The following is a 14,533-nucleotide window of genomic DNA, read 5'->3' as shown; positions in this document are numbered from 1 at the left end:
GGCGGCCCCGGCAAGGAACCATCACGTTGAACATCGGACCGCTGGCACTTTCGTCGGCCGTGCTGGCGCTGCTGTTCGGCGTCATCGCTGCGCTTGCCACCGTCGGCTTTCTGCGCCGACGCGGCCATGCCGACGCCGGCAACGCGCTGTACCTGGCACTCGGCTTCGGTTTGCTGGTGGCGCGCATCGCCTACGTGGCCGGCTGGTGGCCGCAGTATGCGCAGCAGCCCTGGAGCATCTTGAACATCCGCGACCAGGGCTTCGACCGGATCGCCGGTCTGCTCGGCCTGCTGCTGGCGACGACCTTGATCGGCTGGCGCCGGCCGCCGCTGCGCCGGCCGCTGGCCGCCGGCGTGGCGGTCGGCATCGCGGCCTGGGCCTTCGCCGGGCTGGCCGCGTACAAGCTGGCCACGACCACCCATCCCGGCCTGCCGGCCTTCGTGCTGAGCGACCTGGACGGACGCGAGGTGCCGCTGCAAACGCTGCGCGGCCAGCCCACCGTGATCAACCTGTGGGCCACCTGGTGCGGGCCGTGCCGGCGCGAGATGCCGGTGCTGGCCGAGGCGCAGCGTACGATGTCGCAGGTGCGCTTCGTGTTCGCCGACCAGGGCGAATCGGCGGCGGCGGTGCGGCAGTTCATGCAGGTGCAGCGGTTGACGCTGCAGCACGTGCTGATCGACGGCAACCTGCAGCTGTCGAACCAGTACAACGTGCGCGGCTACCCGACCACGCTGTTCCTCGACGCCGACGGCCGCCTGCGCGAGCTGCACATGGGCGAGCTGTCGCGCGCCACGCTGGCCGAACGACTGCAGCGGATCACCCCGCCCCCCACGCACTGACCGGCGTCCGTGGGGGCGCACCCTGTGCGCGATGCTTTCCGTCACATGACGAAGAGCATCGCGCACAGGGTGCGCTACATCAGTTCAATTGGCCGGCTCGGCGTCCAACCTTGCCATCACCGCGTCGGTGACGCGCGCGCAGCGCTGGCCCATGAACGGGAACGCCCCGCTCATGGTTTCGGCCAGGCTGCCGTGCAACGACGTGCGCAGCAGCCGGCGCGCGCGATACAGGCGGGTTTTCACCGTCTCCGGCTTGATCGCCAGCAGATGGGCGGTTTCCTCGACCGAACACTCCTCCACCTCGCGCATCATGTAGACGGTGCGGAATGCCGGCGGCAGGTCGTCGATGGCGTGTTCGAGCAGGTGGCGGATCTGGCTGCGGGCAGCCGCGACGGCCGGATCCTCGCTACCGAATTTCGAGGGGAACTGGATGACCTGGTGGGTATCGTCCACCGCCGCGTCGACCTGCTCCAGGTCGACCATGGTGTGCCGTTTGCGCAGGCGCCCGCGCGCCTCGTTCAGCACGATGCTGGTCAGCCAGGTCAGCAGGGTCGAGTCGCCTCGAAACGAATCCAGCTTGTGATAGGCACGCATATACGATTCCTGCAGCACGTCTTCCGCTTCCGAATCCTCGCCGAGCACCGCGCGCGCCACGCGGAACAGCCGCTGGTTGCAGCGCTGCATGATGTGGCGGAACGCCTCGCGATGGCCGTCGCGGACCAGCGCCACCAGCGCGTGATCGTCCAGTGCGGCGACATCGACGGGTGAAACATGGGCATGGGCTGACATGGCTTTCTCCTTTTACACCTGATCCGATGCATCGGGGTGACTTGAGGTTCCCGGGTCAGAGCCTGTGAAGAAAACCACTCCCTGTGGTTTTCTTCTATCGCGAGTCCGGTACACGCCCGGACTCGCTCACGCGAATCAGGCACCTGCGTGCCCGATCCGCGACCGGCCATCCCTGGCCGGCTGAGAGGTTGAATAGCCACAACCTCTCAGCCGGCCAGCGTCGCCAGGATCTCGCCACGCCGCGGTTCCCGCGCAAATTCGCCGAGCAGGCGCCGGGTCTGCATCGACACCCCGTGCAGGCGCACCCCGCGCGAGGACAGGCAGTCGTGGCTGGCTTCGATGATCACCGCCACGCCGCGCGGCTGCAGCACCTTGGCCAGCGTGTCGGCGATCTCCACGGTGAGCCGCTCCTGGATCTGCAGGCGCCGGCCGAACGCCTCGACCAGCCGCGCCAGTTTGGAGATGCCGACCACGCGCTGGTTCGGCAGGTAGGCGATGTGCACCACGCCGCGGATCGGCGCCAGGTGGTGTTCGCAGGTCGACTGCAGCGGAATGTCGCGCAGGATGACCAGTTCGTCGTAGCCGCCGACTTCGCCGAAGGTGCGGCTGAGCAGGCTGGCCGGATCCTGCCGGTAGCCGGCAAACCATTCCTCGTACGCACGCACCACGCGCGCCGGAGTGGCCAGCAGGCCTTCGCGCGCGGGGTCGTCGCCGGCCCAGCGGATCAGCGTGCGCACCGCGGCTTCGGCCTCGGCGCGGGTCGGGTGCGGAGTTTCGGCCGCTGCAGGCAGCATGGCGCGCAGGGCAAAAGCCTGGTCAAGGTCGAGCATCGGAGAGCCTTTTTCGGTAGTGGTCGACCATCCGATGAACTGGATGCGCCCGAGGTTCCCGCGCGCGCAGCCGATTCACCCGGAACCTCTCGCGGGCTGATCGCATCCCATGCGCACTGGTACGTCTATAGCGTGCATCCGTTCGCTGGCGCTACCCATCTGAAGGAGTGATCACCATGAACAAGACCGTCTTCGCACTCGCCCTCGCGTTGGCCTTCGGCGGCACCGCCGCCGTGCAGGCGCAGCACGCCCCAGCCACCCCCGCGCACAGCATGTACGCCTCGCAGATGAACTGGTTCGGCGGCGGCACCTACAGCGGTGCGCCCGCGCTGAACGTCACCGCCGCCCTGGTCGAAGCCGGTGGTGGCGCCAGCCACTTCGACTTCGCCACGGCGCTGGTTTCGATGCTGGGCCAGGACACCGTCAACGCCGAAGTGGCCAAGCTCACCAAGCAGTACGGCAAGACCGCCACCGACAACTTCATCGCCGGCATGACCTTCGCCGTCAATGACGGCCTGAAGCGCGCCACCGAAGCGGGAGTGAAGCTGCCGGCCGCGCCGGCCGACCTGAAGGGCGCGAAGCTGGCCAGCACGCTGGTGACGGCCGGCACCACCACCGACGGCACCTGGTGGTCGGGCTATCTGTTCGACAAGGCCCTGTCGCACGACATCCACGTGCAGGTGATGCAGGACATCGACGCGAAGTTCGGCCATGGCGCCGACGAGAACACTCACAAGATCCTCAACCAGGCGATGTACGACGTAGCGCAGGCGCTGAAAGTGAAGGGCGTGAAGCTGGCCTCGCTGCACTGAGCCGGTTCGTTCGACGGCACTGTCCCGGGCACCTCGCGTTGCACGCAACGCGGGGTGCCCGATGACTCAGGCCACTTCCTGCCAGTTGAAGTACCGTCGATCAGCGATGCCCAGCAGGTCAAGATCCTCGCTGGTGTCGCCGTAGGCGTAGACGCAGTCGAAGTCGCCGGGGTCGTACTGCTGCAGCACCCGCCGTGGCTTCTCGGCGCCGACGCACTGGCTTCCACGATAGCGACCGCTGTAGCGGCCATCGACCACTTCCAGCTCCGAGCAGATCAGCGCCAGCCCGTGCCGGCGGCACCAGTGCTGCAGATAGGCGTCGAGCCCGCCGGAGACGACCACGACCACGTCGCCCTGCGCCTTGTGCCAGGCGATGCGTTCCATCGCCTGTTCGCGCAACACGCCGGGCAGTACCTCGCGCGCGAACCGCTCACCGGCCTGGTCCAGTCGCGCCATCGGCTCGTCGCGAAAACCGAAGCGCACCACGTGCGAGCGGATCGCATTGCTGGAAACGAGGCCGAGCTTGTAGCCGATCACCACCGGCGCCAGCAGCCACTTGCCGACAGCCAGCCGCCGCGGCGTCACCGCGAAATGCATGAAATCGGCAAACATCTCGCGGGTGGTGATGGTGCCGTCGAAATCGAACAAGGCAAGATTCATGCGTCGATACCTCCTTTCGTCATCGGAAGTTCCTTCTCACCAACGCCAGCCATAACGCTTTTCGCGTATCTCGTGCATCGGTCCGCATACCCGCATAACTGCCCGTAGGAGCGCACCCTGTGCACGATGCTCTGATGCCGGGCAGAGCCAAGAGCATCGCGCACAGGTGCGTACCTACATCAGCGCGACGGGCAACGACGCGCGATCAGTGCCTCGACTCATCCCTCACCGGCTTCACGTACGTTCCGAACAACTCGTCGATGCGCCGGTATTCGTCGTACCAGGAATCGGCATGCACGAAGCCGTGGCGTTCCAGCGGGTACAGCGACATCCAGAAGTTCTTCTTGTGCAGTTCGATGAAGCGCTGGTACAGGCGGATCGAATCCTCGGCGAACACGTTGTCGTCGATCAGGCCGTGCTGGATCAGCAGCGGGTCCTGCAGCTTTTCCGCGTATTCGATCGGCGAGCTGGCCCGGTACGCCGCGGGATCGAGCTGCGGATCGTTGAGGATGTTCGAGGTGTACTCGTGGTTGTACAGCGTCCAGTCGCTGACCGGGCGCAGCCCAGCGCCGGCGGCGAATTCGCCGGGCGCGCGCAGCAGCGCCATCTCGGTCATGAAGCCGCCGTAGCTGCCGCCGTAGATGCCCACGCGCCGCGGATCGACGCCATGGTTTTTCACCAGCCAGGCCTTGCCGTCGAGCAGGTCCTCCAGCTCCGGGTGGCCCATCTGGCGGTAGATCGCGGTGCGCCAGGCGCGGCCGTAACCTTCCGAGGCGCGGTAGTCCATGTCCAGCACCACGTAGCCCTGGCTCACCAGCAGGTTGTGGAACATCTGCTCGCGGAAATAGTACGTGGACGACAGCTTGACGTTCTGCAGGTAGCCGGCGCCGTGGACGAAGATCACCGCCGGTCGCGAGGCGGGCGCATCGGTTTCATTGGCCGGGCCGTAGTACTTCGCGTAGATCGAGCCGGCGCCGTGCGAGGACGGCACCTCGACGATCTTCGGCGCGATCCAGTCGTGCGCCAGGTAGGCCGGCTTCATCGTCCGGGTCAGTTCGCGCGGCGTGCCGCCGGCGGACGGCTGCACCGCCAGTTGGGCGAACAGGTACGGCGCGGAATGCAGCACGGCCAGCTGCGTGCCGTCGGGAGACAGCGCGAAGTCGTCCATACCCTGGTAGTTCGTCACGCGCGCCAGCTCGCCGCCGGCGGACGGCACGCGGTAGACGTCGTAGCTGTACGGCGCCACCTTGTTGGTGCGCAGGTAGAACCAGCGACCGTCCTCGCCGAGCTGCGGATGGCTCACCTCGAACCGGCCAGTGGTCAGCGCCTTCGGCTTGCCGCCCAGCGGCTTCGCATACAGCTGCGACCAGCCGGTTTCCTCGGACAGGTACCACAGCGTGCGGCCGTCCTTCAGCCAGCCGAAATCGTTGAAATTCCAGTTGATCCACGCCGGGTCGGTGAGCCGGTGCTGCGGCACCAGCGCGTGCCTGTCGAAGTCCACGCTGGCGATCCAGCGGTCCTTGTTGTCGATCGCGCGCAGCTGGATCGCCAGCTGGCCGCCGTCGTCGCTCCACACGATGCCGCCGCCACCAATGTCATCGGTGCCGGCGATGATGCGCACCGCGCGCACGTCGGGCGCCTTCAGCGCCTTCGCCTCGTCCTGCTTGCCGGCCTTTTCCAGCGCGGTCACGGCCTGCGCACGCAGCGCCTTGAGCGGGTCGTCCTTGATACCCGGCAGGCCGTCGGTCTTCAGCGGGTACTGCTGGTGCCCACGCAGGTCCAGCAGCAGCAGCGACTGCGGCGCAGGATCGTTGCGCCCGACGTAGATGCGCGCGTCCTGCGGCTCGGTATAGCCGCTCTCGGTGACGTAGTGGTTGACCTTGGGCGCCTCGCCCTTGGCGTAGTCCCTGGGCACGGTGACCAGCAGCATCCAGCGGCCGTCCGGCGACAGTTCGGTATCCACCGCAGCGATCTTGTCGCCGAGGTAAAACGGTGGCGGCGCACGGCCCGGGTCGGCCGCATCCTGCGCCTTGTCCTCGTCGCGCGCGGCCTGCTTGTCGGCCTTGATCTCGCGCAGCGTCTTGAACAGCTCGAGCTGGCGCCTGCCCAGCGCATCGGGCTGCTTCGCCTGCGGATCGTCGGCGAATTTCAGGATCGCCGCCGGCGCCGCGACGCCGCTGGCCAGGTCGTAGCTGTACCAGTCGTTGCCGGTGCGGTACTGCAGCGCGCGGCCGTCGACAGAGAAGCGCGGTGCGACTTCGTCCTGCGGCGTGCGCGTGACCTGGCGGCGCCGGCCGCTGGCCAGGTCGACCACGAACACGTCGCCATGCAGGATGAAGGCGGCATGCCGGTGCGCGCGGTCGAACACCGCCGGACCATCGGCCTGCGCCCGCTCGGTCGGGTCGAGCTTCACGCTCTGGCCGGTCGCCGGGTCGACCCGGTACAGGTCGCGCAGCGGGCTGCCATCACGCTTCATCGAGTAGTACACATGGCGTCCGTCCACGCTCCAGTACGGCTGCTCCACCGCCTGGCCGATCCAGTCGGGGTTGGCCATCACGGTTTCCAGGTCCAACGGCGTCGACGCCGGCGCGGCGGCGGCCGGCGCAGCAATGAAGGCGACGAGGGCGGCAAGCAGCAAACGACGCATGGGTTCTCCCCTGGCAAAAAGGCCAGCATACCCGAGCCGGCCGCAGGTACGCGGCCACCCTGCCGATAGTCAGCGGTCGTCGGCTGCAATGGCGGCGGCGCGTTGCTACTCTCCCGGGCCTCCACGTCTTTCCATGGAACCCGCCATGCGCCTCGCGTCCTTTGCCGTCCCCCTGCTGCTCGCCGCCGGCGGCACCATCGCGGCCCAGCTGCCGCCCGTGAATCCGTCGCCGAAGCCACCACGCGAAATGGCGCTGATCGGCGAATCGCAGCCGCTGCCGCCGCCGACGCCGCGGCAGGCCGCGTCCAGCGAGTTCCACGGCGTCAGCGTGGCCGATCCGTACCGCTGGCTGGAAAACCCGGACGCCCCGGCGGTGCGGCAATGGATAGCCGCGCAGAACGCGTACACCGAGGCGACCCTGGCCGCGATGCCGCAGGGCAAGGCGCTTACCGCGCGGGTGCAGCAGTTGGCGATCACCTCGACCACGCGCTCCGGCCCGACGCTGGCCGGCGGCACCTTGTTCTACCTGCAGCAGATCCCGCCGCAGCCGCAGCCGGTGCTGATCGCACAGGCCTGGCCGGACGGCGCGGCGAAGGTGCTGGTGGACCCGAACGTCGAGCACGGCGGCACCGCGATCACCGCCTACTGGCCGTCGCCGCGCGGGCGCTACCTCGCCTACGGCACCGCCGAGGGCGGCAGCGAGCTGACCACCATCCGCGTGCTCGACGTGGCCAGCGGCAAGACCCTGCCCGACACCCTGCCCTGGGCCGGCGGCGGCACCACCCCGCAGGGCCTGGCCTGGGACGCCGACGAGCACGGCTTCAGCTACGTGCGCTTCGCGCCGCCAGCGGCCGGGCAGGAAGTGGAACAGTTCCACGCCACGCTGGTGCACCACGCGCTGGGCCAGGCCGCCGCGACGGACCACGTGGTGTTCGGCCAGGGCTATTCGAAAACCGCCGAGTACGTGCTGGTGAATGCGCCGGCCAGCGCGCAGGCCGCGGTGCTCACCTACGACGGCGATGGCGGCCCGGCCGAAGTGTTCCTGCAGCACGACGACGGCTTCGCCCGCGTGCTCGACCGCCACGCCAACGTGCGCACGGCGGCTTGGGTGAATGGACGTCTATATGCCGCCGCATTCCAGGATGCGCCGCGCGGCCGCATCGTGGCCATCGGCAGCGACGGCAAGGCTGTGCCGGTGCTGGCCGAACGCGCGGGCGCGATCCAGCAGATCGCCCCGCTCGGCGACGGCTTCCTGGTGGTGCGCAGCTGGGGTCCGGACTGGTGGGTCGAGCAGTACGCCGCCGGCGCGAAATTCGTGCGCCGGCTGCCGCTGCCGCCGCACGGCATCGGCATCGGCGACATCGCCGCCGAATCCGGCAGCGACAAGGCGCTGGTGAGCTACAGCGGCTGGACCACACCCACGCGCTGGGCCGAGTACGACGGCAAGAACGGCACGCTGAAGACCGTGTTCGAGGTGAAGCCTGCCGCCGACTACTCGAAGGTGGTGGTGCAGCGCATCGACGGCAGCTCGAAGGACGGCACCAAGATCCCGGTGACCGTGCTGTCGCTGCAGGGCACCACGGCGAACGGCAAGCGGCCCACCATCCTGTACAGCTACGGCGGCTTCGACCTGCCGGTGAAGCCCGGCTTCATCGGCGCCAGCCTGGCCTGGCTGGAACGCGGCGGCGTACTCGCCTACGCCAACCTCCGCGGCGGCAACGAGAACGGCCAGCCATGGCACGCGCAGGGCCAGAAGCTGCACAAGCAGAACGTGTTCGACGACTTCCACGCCGCCGCGCTGGCGCTGATCGACGCGCGCTGGACCGACCGCGGCCATCTCGGCATCCTGGGCGGCAGCAACGGCGGCCTGCTGATGGGCACGCAGATCGTGCAGCACCCCGGCGACTACCGCGCGGTGGTGGCGCGCGTGGGCATCTACGACATGCTGCGCCACGAGACCCACTTCGCCAACGGCCCGTACAACATCCCCGAGTACGGCAGCATCGCGGACCCGGCCCAGTTCAAGGCCACCCTGGCCTACTCGCCGCTGCAGCACGTGCAGGCGAACACCGCCTACCCGGCGGTGCTGCTCACCACTGGCGAAAACGATCCGCGGGTGGCGCCATGGCAATCGCGCAAGTTCGCCGCCGCGCTGCAGAACGCCAGCTCGTCGACGCAGCCGATCCTGCTGCTGACCCGCACGAACGCCGGCCACGGCATCGGCGCCCCGTTCAGCCAGCGCGTCGGCGACACTGCGATCGGCCTGACCTTCTTCGCGCACGAGCTGGAGCTGGACATCGAAAAATAAACCACCCACCCGTTGTAGGGGCCGTTGGCGGGCGATGCGGTTGCCTTTGCGAATCCCGAATCCCGAATCCCGGTTTTCAAGGCATCGCCCGCCAGCGGGCTCCTACGCGTCGAGGCGGGGAGCAGGACTGCTACGATGACACCCGTCTTCCACCATCGATCCATGCCATGTCCCTGCCCACCGTCGAACACGAAACCGGCCCTTCGCCCCGCTACAGCGTGATCTGGCTGCATGGCCTCGGTGCGGACGGCAACGACTTCGCGCCGATCGTGCCGGAGCTGGTGGACCCGGCATGGCCGGCGTTGCGTTTCGTGTTTCCGCATGCGCCGGTGCGACCGGTGACGATCAACAACGGCATGTCGATGCGCGCGTGGTACGACATCATCGGCTTCGACGCGCATGCGCGGCAGGACGAAGCCGGCATCCGCGTCTCGATCGCCGCGGTCGAGGCGCTGATCGAACGCGAGCACGAGCGCGGCGTGCCGAGCGGGCGGATCTTCCTCGCCGGCTTCTCGCAGGGCGGCGCGATCGCGCTGGCCGCGGGGCTGCGCCATGCGGAAAAGCTGGCCGGCATCGTCGCGCTGTCCACCTACCTGCCGATCGCCAGCGCGCTCGCCGCCGAGCGCAGCGCGGCAAACGCCGCCACGCCGATCTTCTGGGGCCACGGCACCGCCGACCCGGTGGTGGTGCTGCCGCGTGGCAGCGCTTCGCGCGATGCGCTGCTGGCGCTGGGTTACGCGGTGGACTGGCACACCTACCCGATGGCCCACGCGGTCTGCGCCGAGGAGATCGACGACCTGCGCCGCTGGCTGGGCCAGCGGCTGACGTAAGCGCGACCGCGCTGCGGCATACTTGCCCGCATGCGCGAACCCACCTCCCGCCGCGCCGCACGCGGCCGCACCGAACAAAGTCCGCTGCCGGACTTCTGCCAGCTGCCGGCGCTGTTCGCGCTGCTGGTGGTCGGTGCGCTCACGGTCACCGTGATGTGGCTGGCTCGCGACGACCCGCGCGACTGGTCGGCCTACAGCGTCGGCATGCTGTTCGCGACTCTGCTGGGCATGGTGGCGGCGGTAGTGCTGTGCGCGCTGCGGCCATGGCTGCAGCGCCTGCCCGGGCACCTGCCGTATGCGGGCGTGTGGCTGCTGCTGCTGCTGATCGTGCTGCTCGGCAGCCTCGCGGCGCACTGGTTCGACGGCGCGCTGCAGATGCACCTGGTGCGCGGCAGCCTGCCCGTGTTCGTGTGCGACAACCTGTTGATCACCGCCCTGCTCGGCGCCGCGATGCTGCGCTATTTCTACGTGCTGGCGCAGTGGCAGGTACGGCTGGCAGCAGTGAGCCGCGCGCAGGTCGAAGCACTGCAGGCGCGTATCCGCCCGCACTTCCTGTTCAACAGCATGAACACCGTGGCGGCACTGATCCGGGTCGATCCCGCCGCCGCCGAGCGCACGGTGGAGGATCTCTCCGAACTGTTCCGCGCTGCGCTGGGCCAGCACGATAGCGCCGACGGCACGCTGGGCGAGGAGCTGGCGCTGGTCGAACGCTATCTGGCGATCGAGCAGTTGCGCCTGGGCGAACGCCTGCGCGTGCGGCGCGAACTGGACGAGCTGCCGCGCGATTTCCCACTGCCGCGCCTGCTGCTGCAGCCGCTGGTGGAGAACGCGGTGCGCCACGGCATCCAGCCGCTGCGCGAGGGCGGCGAAGTGACCCTGCGTGGCTGGCGCGATGGCCGCGACGTGCGCATCGAGATCGGCAACCCGCTGCCGCCCACCCCGCCTGCCGCCGGCAACGGTCATGGTCTGGACAGCGTGCGCCAGCGCGTGGCCTACCGCTATGGGCCGCAGGCGAGCGTGCAGGCCGGCGCGCAGGGCGAGCGCTTCGTGGTACGGCTGCAACTGCCGGGGGGAAAAGGCTGATGCGCGTGCTGGTGGTCGACGATGAGCCGCTGGCGCGCGCGCGCCTGACCGCCCTGCTGGCCGAATGCGCCGAAGTGGAGGTGGTCGGCAGCGTCGGCGACGGCGAGGCCACGCTGGCCGCACTGGACGAACTGCAGCCGGACGCGCTGCTGCTGGACATCAACATGCCCGGCACCGATGGCGTGGCGCTGGCGCAGCGCCTGGCCGGCCGCGCACGGCCGCAGGTGATCTTCTGCACCGCCTACGAGGCACACGCGCTGAAGGCGTTCGAGCTGGGCGCGGTCGACTACCTGCTGAAACCGGTGCGGCTCGACCGCCTGCGCGACGCGCTGCAGCGCGCGCAACGCCGCCTCGCCGACGCCCCGCGCGAACCGCCCGCCTACCTGCACGGTCGATTGCGCGGCGAGCAGGTGCGCATCGCGCTGGACGAGGTGATCTGCCTGCTCGCCGACGAGAAATACGTGGTGGTGCAGCACCGCCGCGGCGAGCTGCTGATCGAGGAATCGCTGCGCCAGCTGGAAGAAACCTACCCCGACCAGCTGATCCGCCTGCACCGCAACTGCCTCGTCCCGCCGCCGCGCCTGCTCGGCCTCAAGACCCTCGCCGACGGCCGCGTGCTGGCCCGCCTCGACGGCAGCGAACTCAACCCCGAGATCAGCCGGCGCAACCTGCCGGCGGTGCGGAAGCTGCTGCGGCTGGGGTGAATGTCCGAGCTGCCGAACTCAACAAGCAATCCAGTATGACGATACTTGCCATCGCAGATGGTGGATGACAAGACATGGCACCGCGATCCCTGAATATGCCATGCGGCAGCGTTGTTCCGGCTTGAGGGCTTTCCGCACGACCCGGTGTTCGCTCTTTGCCGCCATCCTTGAATCGGGGCTGGTGCTTTCGTGCGTGTTCATGCCGGCACGCCATCCGGGGAGGCGTCACGATCCTGTGCCGGGGATTAACGGACGGCCGCTTCAAGGCAATCGGCGATGTCCGCGGTTGCAAGAGCCAAGGAGAAACGCCCCGCTTATGCCAGCATCACGGGCACCCTGGCCCAGCCGCCCACCGGCGCCACCTCGCGTTCGGCCGGCGACTGTGGCGCCAGCGTGATCGAGGAAGTCGCCGCCAGCAGCGCCTGCATCGCGATGCGCAGTTCCAGCGTGGCCAACGGGCGGCCGGGGCAGGCGTGCCGGCCAATGCCGTACACCAGGTTGTACGTGGCGTTGCGCTGCGGGTCCATGGCGTCGGGGTTGCCGAACACGCTTTCGTCGCGGTTGGCGGACGTCCAGTTCAACTTCACGCGCGCCCCTTGCGGCAGCTCCACGCCGCCGATCGTGACCGGACAGGTGGTCACGCAGCGATTGGACACGAACGGGTCGTCGATCCGCAGGATCTCATCGACGATGGCGTCGAACTCGACGTCGGACACGCCCGCACGCAGCCGATCCTGCATGGCAGGTTGCGTGGCCAGGCGATGCACGAGCACGCCGACGCACAGTGCGATGGTGCCCAGGTCACCGCCGGTCCAGTTGCGCAGGACCGAGACGATCTCCTCATCGGTCAAAGGCCAGCCGTCCACTTCGGTCCGCATCAGCCGGGCGGTGACATCGTAGGCGGCGTCCGGGGGCGCGACATCACGGCGCCGCGCGAGTACGTCGCGGATCAGCGCATCGAAGGCCTCCGCCACTTGCCGTGTCCGCGAGCGGTCGCCCAAGCGTGTGGCGGCGTGGTTCTCGGCCACCCAGTCCACCAGCCGGTCTTCCAGATCGCTCGGCCAGCCCAGCCACGCACTCTGTGCACGGACGGCAAACCGGCTGCCGAACCCGCCCACCGCGTCCACTGCAACCCCTCTGGGCAGCAACGCGACCACGTCGACCGCCGCCCGGTGGAATGCCCCCCGGAAGGGGGCGAGTGCCCCCGGGGTGAGAAAGCGGTCGAGCGCCGCGCGGTAGGCGCTGTGCTCCGCGCCATCCAGCCCATTGGGAATATGCAGGTGGCGCGACACCGCGCTCGAGAAGCGCTGGTCGTCCCGTGCGGCCTGCAGGACCAGGTCGTGACTGAGCAGCACCCAGTCCCCCTGCACGTTGCGGACCACGCCATGCCACGGGCGCAGCTCGTCGGTGTAGGCCCTCAGGTCCCTGCCGATGGCGGACAGGTCCTCAGGCATGTGGTCGGTCATGCGTAACCTCTGCGGGCGGGGAAGCCGCTGGCAGTTGCCATTATCGCCGTTCCGCGTACCAGGCCACAGCCGGCACACGCAACGGCCATCCAGGGGCGGGTAGCGCCGCCGCGGTCCCGCGTTGGCTCGTCACTCCACGGGCGGTGACGTAGCATGGGGCCACGGATGATCACTCTGCCAACAGCGCGCCTCCGCACCGAAAGGTCGAGGTCAGGGCCACCGTGCTGCTGTTCGGGCTGGCCTGGGCGCTGCTGTGCGGCAGTTTCGGCATGAGCAATTACCGGCGCGACCACGGCCGCCTGCCGGGACAACCGGCCCTGCTGTGCTGGTGGCTGTTGTTGCTGGCCCAGCCGTTCGCACTCTACGTGCTGTGGGCCGATCGCAGCGACCTCGATGTATGGCGGTCCCTGCCGCTCGCCCTGCATGTGCCGTTCTTTGGCATCTTCGGGAGGAACATGAGCACCAAGTAGCCGGACCGGGATGTTCCGCCGCCACGAGGCCTCTCTCCACCTGGCGTGGACGAAGCGCATGCGTCAATGGTCGGTAAACATGCATGAGGAACCGCCATGAGCCATCCCTTCAAGGTCGGCGATCACGTGCGCTGGAATTCGGAGGCCGGCTATGTGACTGGCCGGATCACCGCAGTGCACACGCGCGATACGGAATACAAAGGTCACCTGCGCCACTGCAGCGAGGCCGACCCGCAATACGAGATCCAGAGCGACAAGACCGACCACGTCGCCATGCACAAGGGCGCGGCGCTGCACAAGATCGACTGAGCGATGCCCATCGATGATCCCGCCACGATCTGGACGATCGGCCATTCGACCCGCACGTTGGAGGAATTCCTCGGCTTGCTGGATGAATACCGGATCGAGGCGATCGCCGACGTGCGCCGCTTTCCCGGTTCGCGCCGCTACCCGCATTTCGCCAGCGACGCGCTGGCCGCCACGCTGCCCGCGCATGGCATCGCCTACCAATGGATGCCCAGACTCGGCGGCCGGCGCAAGGTGCAGCCGGGCTCACCGAATACGGGGTGGCGCAACGCCTCGTTCCAGGGCTACGCGGATTACACGGCCACCGCGGAGTTTGCCGACGGCCTCGCCGAGCTGCTGGCGCTGGCCGCCGGCAAGCGCACCGCCATGATGTGTGCCGAAGCAGTGTGGTGGCGCTGCCACCGCTCGATCGTTTCCGACGTGCTGAAGCTGCGCGGCATCGAGGTCATCCACATCATCGACGCCACGCACAGCACGGTGCACCCGTACACCTCGCCGGCGCATGTCGTGGACGGCCGGCTGAGTTATGCGCCAGCGCAAGGTGGCTTGCTGTAGCTGGGCACACTTGGCGAAACCCCGTCCGCGGTTGAAGTTCGCGCATGCTTCCCAGCGTGCGCTGCGGGCGACTTTCCCAGAGCCAGTCAAGAGTGCCCCTCACCCTTCCCTCTCCCCGGCGAGACCGGGGAGAGGAGGTCGAGGACCCCGGCGTGGCCGCAACGGGTGAAGTGCGATGCCTGCCTTCGCCGGCATGACGGGATGAGGGTTCGATGCCTGCCCGCGCGCTAACGG

14 protein-coding genes are annotated in these 14,533 nt (G+C 68.6%); 9 read left to right on the top strand and 5 right to left on the bottom strand.

Annotated elements, in window-relative coordinates; translation table 11 throughout:
• The first annotated feature begins 26 nt into the window (after positions 1 to 26).
• Complete coding sequence (locus LRK53_RS00655; protein WP_027491280.1) at positions 27 to 839, top strand: TlpA disulfide reductase family protein; 813 nt, start codon at positions 27 to 29, stop codon at positions 837 to 839.
• Between the two features lie 84 nt (positions 840 to 923).
• Here the strand turns inward: LRK53_RS00655 and LRK53_RS00650 are convergent, their stop codons facing one another.
• Both LRK53_RS00650 and folE read right to left on the bottom strand, forming a co-directional pair.
• Positions 924 to 1,628, bottom strand: a complete 705-nt coding sequence (locus LRK53_RS00650; protein ID WP_027491279.1) for an RNA polymerase sigma factor — start codon at positions 1,626 to 1,628, stop codon at positions 924 to 926.
• 206 nt (positions 1,629 to 1,834) lie between these two features.
• On the bottom strand, positions 1,835 to 2,458 hold the full coding sequence (gene folE, locus LRK53_RS00645) for a GTP cyclohydrolase I FolE (RefSeq protein WP_027491278.1): 624 nt from the start codon (positions 2,456 to 2,458) through the stop codon (positions 1,835 to 1,837).
• Positions 2,459 to 2,634: 176 nt separating this feature from the next.
• On the opposite strand from folE, the gene LRK53_RS00640 reads away from it, so the two are divergent.
• Positions 2,635 to 3,270, top strand: coding sequence for a hypothetical protein (locus LRK53_RS00640; protein ID WP_027491277.1), 636 nt, complete (start codon positions 2,635 to 2,637; stop codon positions 3,268 to 3,270).
• A 66-nt stretch (positions 3,271 to 3,336) separates the two neighbouring features.
• On the opposite strand, the gene LRK53_RS00635 is transcribed toward LRK53_RS00640, so the two are convergent.
• Positions 3,337 to 3,930: an HAD family hydrolase gene (locus tag LRK53_RS00635; protein WP_027491276.1), complete on the bottom strand. Its 594-nt coding sequence runs from the start codon at positions 3,928 to 3,930 to the stop codon at positions 3,337 to 3,339.
• A 205-nt stretch (positions 3,931 to 4,135) separates the two neighbouring features.
• Positions 4,136 to 6,577 carry a S9 family peptidase gene (locus tag LRK53_RS00630; RefSeq protein ID WP_027491275.1) on the bottom strand — a complete coding sequence of 814 codons (2,442 nt, stop codon included), beginning with the start codon at positions 6,575 to 6,577 and terminating at the stop codon, positions 4,136 to 4,138.
• A 145-nt stretch (positions 6,578 to 6,722) separates the two neighbouring features.
• Between LRK53_RS00630 and LRK53_RS00625 the strand changes: the two genes are divergently transcribed.
• The 4 genes from LRK53_RS00625 (at position 6,723) to LRK53_RS00610 (ending at position 11,502) form a co-directional block, all read left to right on the top strand.
• A complete protein-coding gene (locus LRK53_RS00625; protein ID WP_027491274.1) occupies positions 6,723 to 8,885 on the top strand; it encodes a prolyl oligopeptidase family serine peptidase in 2,163 nt (720 codons plus the stop codon).
• A 167-nt stretch (positions 8,886 to 9,052) separates the two neighbouring features.
• Positions 9,053 to 9,715 (top strand): alpha/beta hydrolase, encoded by a 663-nt coding sequence (locus tag LRK53_RS00620; protein WP_027491273.1) that lies wholly within the window; start codon positions 9,053 to 9,055, stop codon positions 9,713 to 9,715.
• A 30-nt stretch (positions 9,716 to 9,745) separates the two neighbouring features.
• Positions 9,746 to 10,798, top strand: coding sequence for a sensor histidine kinase (locus tag LRK53_RS00615; protein WP_027491272.1), 1,053 nt, complete (start codon positions 9,746 to 9,748; stop codon positions 10,796 to 10,798).
• Positions 10,798 to 11,502: a LytR/AlgR family response regulator transcription factor gene (locus LRK53_RS00610; RefSeq protein ID WP_027491271.1), complete on the top strand. Its 705-nt coding sequence runs from the start codon at positions 10,798 to 10,800 to the stop codon at positions 11,500 to 11,502. Before LRK53_RS00615 ends, LRK53_RS00610 begins: the two co-directional genes overlap by 1 nt.
• 314 nt (positions 11,503 to 11,816) lie before the next feature.
• On the opposite strand, the gene LRK53_RS00605 is transcribed toward LRK53_RS00610, so the two are convergent.
• Complete coding sequence (locus tag LRK53_RS00605) at positions 11,817 to 12,968, bottom strand: cytochrome P450 (protein ID WP_037088768.1); 1,152 nt, start codon at positions 12,966 to 12,968, stop codon at positions 11,817 to 11,819.
• A 221-nt stretch (positions 12,969 to 13,189) separates the two neighbouring features.
• Between LRK53_RS00605 and LRK53_RS00600 the strand changes: the two genes are divergently transcribed.
• The 3 genes from LRK53_RS00600 (at position 13,190) to LRK53_RS00590 (ending at position 14,299) form a co-directional block, all read left to right on the top strand.
• Complete coding sequence (locus LRK53_RS00600; RefSeq protein WP_027491269.1) at positions 13,190 to 13,438, top strand: hypothetical protein; 249 nt, start codon at positions 13,190 to 13,192, stop codon at positions 13,436 to 13,438.
• 96 nt (positions 13,439 to 13,534) lie between these two features.
• The gene (locus LRK53_RS00595) at positions 13,535 to 13,747 is read left to right on the top strand and encodes a hypervirulence associated TUDOR domain-containing protein (protein ID WP_027491268.1); all 213 of its coding nucleotides are present in this window, start codon (positions 13,535 to 13,537) and stop codon (positions 13,745 to 13,747) included.
• A gap of 3 nt (positions 13,748 to 13,750) precedes the next feature.
• Positions 13,751 to 14,299: a DUF488 domain-containing protein gene (locus tag LRK53_RS00590; protein ID WP_027491267.1), complete on the top strand. Its 549-nt coding sequence runs from the start codon at positions 13,751 to 13,753 to the stop codon at positions 14,297 to 14,299.
• Positions 14,300 to 14,533 lie beyond the last annotated feature (234 nt).

It is taken from the genome of Rhodanobacter thiooxydans, assembly GCF_021545845.1.
Taxonomy (GTDB): Bacteria; Pseudomonadota; Gammaproteobacteria; order Xanthomonadales; family Rhodanobacteraceae; genus Rhodanobacter.
Note: the sequence above shows the minus strand (reverse complement) of the source record. Positions and strands in the feature narration are given on the sequence as shown.

Excerpts from the sequence above, each read along its gene's own strand:
- LRK53_RS00650 (WP_027491279.1), bottom strand. The coding sequence starts at position 1,628 with ATGTCAGCCCATGCCCATGTTTCACCCGTCGATGTCGCCGCACTGGAC.
- folE (WP_027491278.1), bottom strand. The coding sequence starts at position 2,458 with ATGCTCGACCTTGACCAGGCTTTTGCCCTGCGCGCCATGCTGCCTGCA.
- LRK53_RS00640 (WP_027491277.1), top strand. The coding sequence starts at position 2,635 with ATGAACAAGACCGTCTTCGCACTCGCCCTCGCGTTGGCCTTCGGCGGC.
- LRK53_RS00635 (WP_027491276.1), bottom strand. The coding sequence starts at position 3,930 with ATGAATCTTGCCTTGTTCGATTTCGACGGCACCATCACCACCCGCGAG.
- LRK53_RS00630 (WP_027491275.1), bottom strand. The coding sequence starts at position 6,577 with ATGCGTCGTTTGCTGCTTGCCGCCCTCGTCGCCTTCATTGCTGCGCCG.
- LRK53_RS00625 (WP_027491274.1), top strand. The coding sequence starts at position 6,723 with ATGCGCCTCGCGTCCTTTGCCGTCCCCCTGCTGCTCGCCGCCGGCGGC.
- LRK53_RS00620 (WP_027491273.1), top strand. The coding sequence starts at position 9,053 with ATGTCCCTGCCCACCGTCGAACACGAAACCGGCCCTTCGCCCCGCTAC.
- LRK53_RS00615 (WP_027491272.1), top strand. The coding sequence starts at position 9,746 with ATGCGCGAACCCACCTCCCGCCGCGCCGCACGCGGCCGCACCGAACAA.
- LRK53_RS00610 (WP_027491271.1), top strand. The coding sequence starts at position 10,798 with ATGCGCGTGCTGGTGGTCGACGATGAGCCGCTGGCGCGCGCGCGCCTG.
- LRK53_RS00605 (WP_037088768.1), bottom strand. The coding sequence starts at position 12,968 with ATGACCGACCACATGCCTGAGGACCTGTCCGCCATCGGCAGGGACCTG.
- LRK53_RS00595 (WP_027491268.1), top strand. The coding sequence starts at position 13,535 with ATGAGCCATCCCTTCAAGGTCGGCGATCACGTGCGCTGGAATTCGGAG.
- LRK53_RS00590 (WP_027491267.1), top strand. The coding sequence starts at position 13,751 with ATGCCCATCGATGATCCCGCCACGATCTGGACGATCGGCCATTCGACC.